The organism is Thiomicrospira sp., from assembly GCF_014859555.1.
In the GTDB taxonomy this organism is placed as follows: Bacteria; Pseudomonadota; Gammaproteobacteria; order Thiomicrospirales; family Thiomicrospiraceae; genus Thiomicrospira.
Map to the genome: position 1 here is coordinate 1 of NZ_JACUTY010000092.1, position 4,080 is coordinate 4,080.

At 41.5% G+C, this 4,080-nt stretch carries 4 protein-coding genes; all 4 read left to right on the plus strand.

Translation table 11 applies throughout. The features are described 5' to 3' along the window. Positions 1-109: 109 nt before the first annotated feature. The 4 genes from IBX48_RS09920 to IBX48_RS09935 all read left to right on the plus strand — a co-directional run bounded on the left by IBX48_RS09920 (position 110) and on the right by IBX48_RS09935 (position 3,631). Positions 110-541, plus strand: coding sequence for a c-type cytochrome (locus tag IBX48_RS09920; protein WP_296834020.1), 432 nt, complete (start codon positions 110-112; stop codon positions 539-541). 12 nt (positions 542-553) lie between these two features. Further along, a complete protein-coding gene (locus tag IBX48_RS09925; RefSeq protein ID WP_296834023.1) occupies positions 554-2,068 on the plus strand; it encodes a multicopper oxidase domain-containing protein in 1,515 nt (504 codons plus the stop codon). A 94-nt stretch (positions 2,069-2,162) separates the two neighbouring features. Continuing rightward, entirely contained in the window at positions 2,163-3,152 is a 990-nt protein-coding gene (locus tag IBX48_RS09930) for a YncE family protein (protein ID WP_296834026.1), read from the plus strand. 248 nt (positions 3,153-3,400) lie between these two features. Next, positions 3,401-3,631: an SHOCT domain-containing protein gene (locus IBX48_RS09935; protein WP_296834028.1), complete on the plus strand. Its 231-nt coding sequence runs from the start codon at positions 3,401-3,403 to the stop codon at positions 3,629-3,631. Positions 3,632-4,080: the final 449 nt, after the last annotated feature.

The following is a 4,080-nucleotide window of genomic DNA, read 5'->3' on the forward strand; positions in this document are numbered from 1 at the left end:
TGATCTGAAAAACTTGGCGTTGCCAGAATGAATCAGGGGTTAATCGAGGTGCCCACATATTGATTAGTCTTATTCATTTTTAAGCTTAGCTAATTAAACAGGACAATCCATGAAGTTTTTACTGATAACGCCATTGGTGTTGATTCTGGCGGCTTGTTCTTCTGAGCAACCTGAACAAGTAGGAAGCACTGAAAGATGGTATGCCAGCGAAGATGTTAGATATGGGCAGAACGTATTTATCCAGAACTGTGCGGTTTGTCATGGCGACCAAGCTCAGGGATTGACTAAAGACTGGAAGCAAACCTTAGCAGATGGAACCTATCCGGCGCCGCCTTTAAATGGAAGCGCACATGCATGGCATCATCCTTTAAAAATTTTGTTAAGAACGATACAAAATGGCGGTGTACCGCTTGGCGGAACCATGCCTGGGTTTAAAGATAGGTTAAGCCAGTCGGAACAATTGGCGGCGATTGCGTATTTTCAAAGTTTTTGGTCAGATGAAATTTACCAGGCTTGGCTCAAACTAGATGGGCTTAAATAAATGGAGTTTAATATGAATAGACGCAATTTTCTACGACAAGGGCTTGGCATAACCTCAGGTTTAATCACCGCGGCTTATGTTCCTTTCACGCTTGCAGAAACCGCTGGCCAAACCGGGATTTCAAAACCCAATTACTATCTAAATGATTTTAATTTGCCCGCCTTGGACGAAGGCCAAACTATTCAAGGTAAACAAGTTTTTAAACTGGCCTTACAACAAGGTGAGACTCGAATATTAGCCGATAAAACCACTAAAACTATAGGCATTAACCAAGACTTTTTAGCCCCCGTGTTAAGAATGAAAAAAGGCCAAGTTGTTAGGATGGAGGTGACGAATAATTTGAGTGAAACGGCCGCACTTCATTGGCATGGTATGGTTTTACCAGCATCAGAAGATGGTGGGCCACATCAAGCCATTCAACCCAGTAAAACTTGGGTAGCCGAATGGAAAATACTCAATGAAGCCTCAACGCTTTTTTATCATTCGCACACCCACAACCAAACCGGTCAGCAAGTTTGGCGTGGTCTGGGCGGTCAAATGCAGATTGTGGATGAGGATCAAGATGCCGAATTGGGTATTCCGCATGAATATGGCATAGATGATTACCCGGTTATTTTGATGGACAGGGCGTTCGATGAGTCGGGCGAATTTTATTACAGTAATACGCGTATGAATAAAATGCTAGGCATGCATGGCGATGTGATGTTGGTGAATGGGGTCGCAAATTCAGTGCTTAAACCCAAAAAAACATTAGTGAGATTGCGTTTACATAATGCGTCCAATGCGCGTTTTTATGATTTAGTATTTTCGGATAATCGCGCTTTTCAACTGATTGCCTCCGATGGTGGTTTGTTAGAGCGTTCCTACAGCTTACGCCAGATTCGTTTAGCACCAGGCGAGCGAGCTGAAATAATTGTGGATCTTTCAGACCGCAAACCTATTACCTTAAAAACCATCAAAGGTTACGGCAACCTATCTATGCGAATGGGCATGATGGGTGGAAATAGCGCCAGCGATCTGGATCAAGATTTTAATTTATTACATATTGATCCTAGCCAGTCTGAACGATCAGCGGCTTTTAAAACTACACAGTTGGTAACCCTGCCGGATTGGTCTAAAGTAGAGGTGGCGCAAACTCGCCAGATGAACTTAGAGATGCAAATGGGGCCGAGAATGATGTTTGGCTCGGGCGGTTTCACGATTAATGGCCAAGCGATGAATATGAATGTGATTAATGAGGTAGCTCATGCTAATACCTTTGAGTTATGGGAATTGCATAATCCGTCCATGATGCACCATCCATTCCACGTGCACAACACTCAATTTAGGGTGTTAGATCGCAACGGCCAAGCACCTTATCCTTGGGAGCGAGGTTATAAAGATGTGGTGACGGTCCATAAAGATGAAACCATCAGAATCCTATTTCCAACAGGACCCTATCGTGATGAATTAATTCCTTATATGTACCATTGTCATATTTTAGAACATGAAGATGCTGGAATGATGGGACAATTCACTGTGGTTTAACTACTGTATTCAGGCGTTAATTAAGTAAAGCACCTTGATAAGGTTACTGTTTGTATCAAAATTAAGGTTTTTTAAAATAATTGAGGAAAGTATGATGAAAACATTCAACTTAATATTTATCACTGCGTTACTGAGTGCATTTTTTACACAAAGTGCGAATGCAAACCCTATTGTATATACACCTTTAGGCAAGGCCAATCAAATAGCTGTGATTAATGCGGCCACCAGTCAAGTGATTGCAACGATTCCAGGGGTGGCAAACTCACATGGTTTAGTTGCGACGCCAGATGGAGAATACCTTATTGCGGGGAGTTTAGATGAAACACCTTTAAAGCCTGGTGACCCAAAGGATAAACCTAACAGTCTGCTATACCTTGTTCATCCAGAGCACGGCCATGTGATGTCGACTATTTCTGTTTCAGGTGGTACGCATCACCAAGCCATTACCCCTAATGGCCGTTATGTAATTTCTACACACCCAAGCCGCGGTTATGTTTCAGTCGTCGATTTAAAACAGAATAAATTGATAAAAACCATTCCAACAGGTAAAGGTCCTAATTATGCGCTCGTGACTAAAGATGGCCAATCTGCTTATGTCAGCAATACTGGGGACAATAATATCAGTCAAATTGATTTGCAAACTTTGAAAGTAGTTCGAGATTTAGAGGGAGGAGTAATGCCAACCCATATCATTTTTTCAAAGGATGAATCACATTTATATGCTGCCAATCCTGGCCTTGGAGGAGTGACGGTCATTGCTGTCGATACGGGTGAGATTGTTGACGAGTATGAAGTTGGTCAAAAGGTACATGGCTTGGATATCAGTCAGGATGGCACAAAACTGTTTGTAACGAGTATAACAGATGAAATTTTAGTTTCTATAGATACAAAATCGGGTGACAAACAAGTGATGAAATTATCACCCGCACCTTATCATCTGAATACGATTCCAGGCACAGACAAGGTTTATGTGTCGAGCCAAACAACACCGATTATCTGGGTAATTGATCAAAATCAGTTCAAAGTGGTTGACACAATTCAGCTTCCAGCAGGAGAAGCACATCAGATGGCAACTGTGCAATAAAATAGATCTCATTTTAATAGAAACAAAAATTAATGATAAAGGCTTATAGGCCGTCGTTTTTACCCTTGGGTTAATTTTCTTGGGGATTAAAGGATAAGAAACTCCCTTAGAAAGTTGAATATGTGCCAGCAGGCGCACCAAAAGTTGTATTGTTACTAGTACTGGCGGCCTTAAATATTATAGAAATTTTTATGAACGAATAATTAAAAGGGGTTAATCGAGATGCCCAAAAGACTAGGAGATCCGTTATGAATTGGAATTTTGAATCAATTAATGAGTTTTGTGGAGGCGGTATGATGGGTGGTATGTGGTTTTTTTGGTTGATATTATTAATTATTATCGTTGTTTTTCTGTTTAAGTTGGTTGGAACACCGTCTAAATCTGCAGAAAGTGCGATGGAATTACTTAAAAAACGCTATGCCAATGGTGAGATCAATAAACAAGAGTTTGAAGAGATTAAAAAGACCTTGCAGTCTTAATATTGCTTAATAGGGGAATGGGTAGTTAATTAGAGCATGCTGAGTAAGCGTTCCTAAAGTCACATAATTTACCCTGCAAACTAGTATCACCAGGCCTGGTGATACCGCTTAGTTGATAGCCTTTTGTTAATGAAACGAATAAAAATATTCAATGAAACCAGCCTATAGTCAGGCGTGTATTTCGATATAATAGGCTTTGCGGGATGGGGTGATGAGACCCTCGAGCCGATAAGTAAAACTTTGGGGCCAGACGCATTGAATGGTGAGCATCTCGCTTAATTGCCCGAGAAGCCTAAATTGTTTGCGAAGGCCGCCACCTTGAACCCCCGGGTTCAGGGACCGTCGCTCCATTCCGTACTACTTTCCAGCCTTTGTGAGCTTATAGCTTGCAGAGGCTTTTTTGTTGGGGCTGGCATTTTGGCTGCGATGTCATACAATCAGGCTTATTG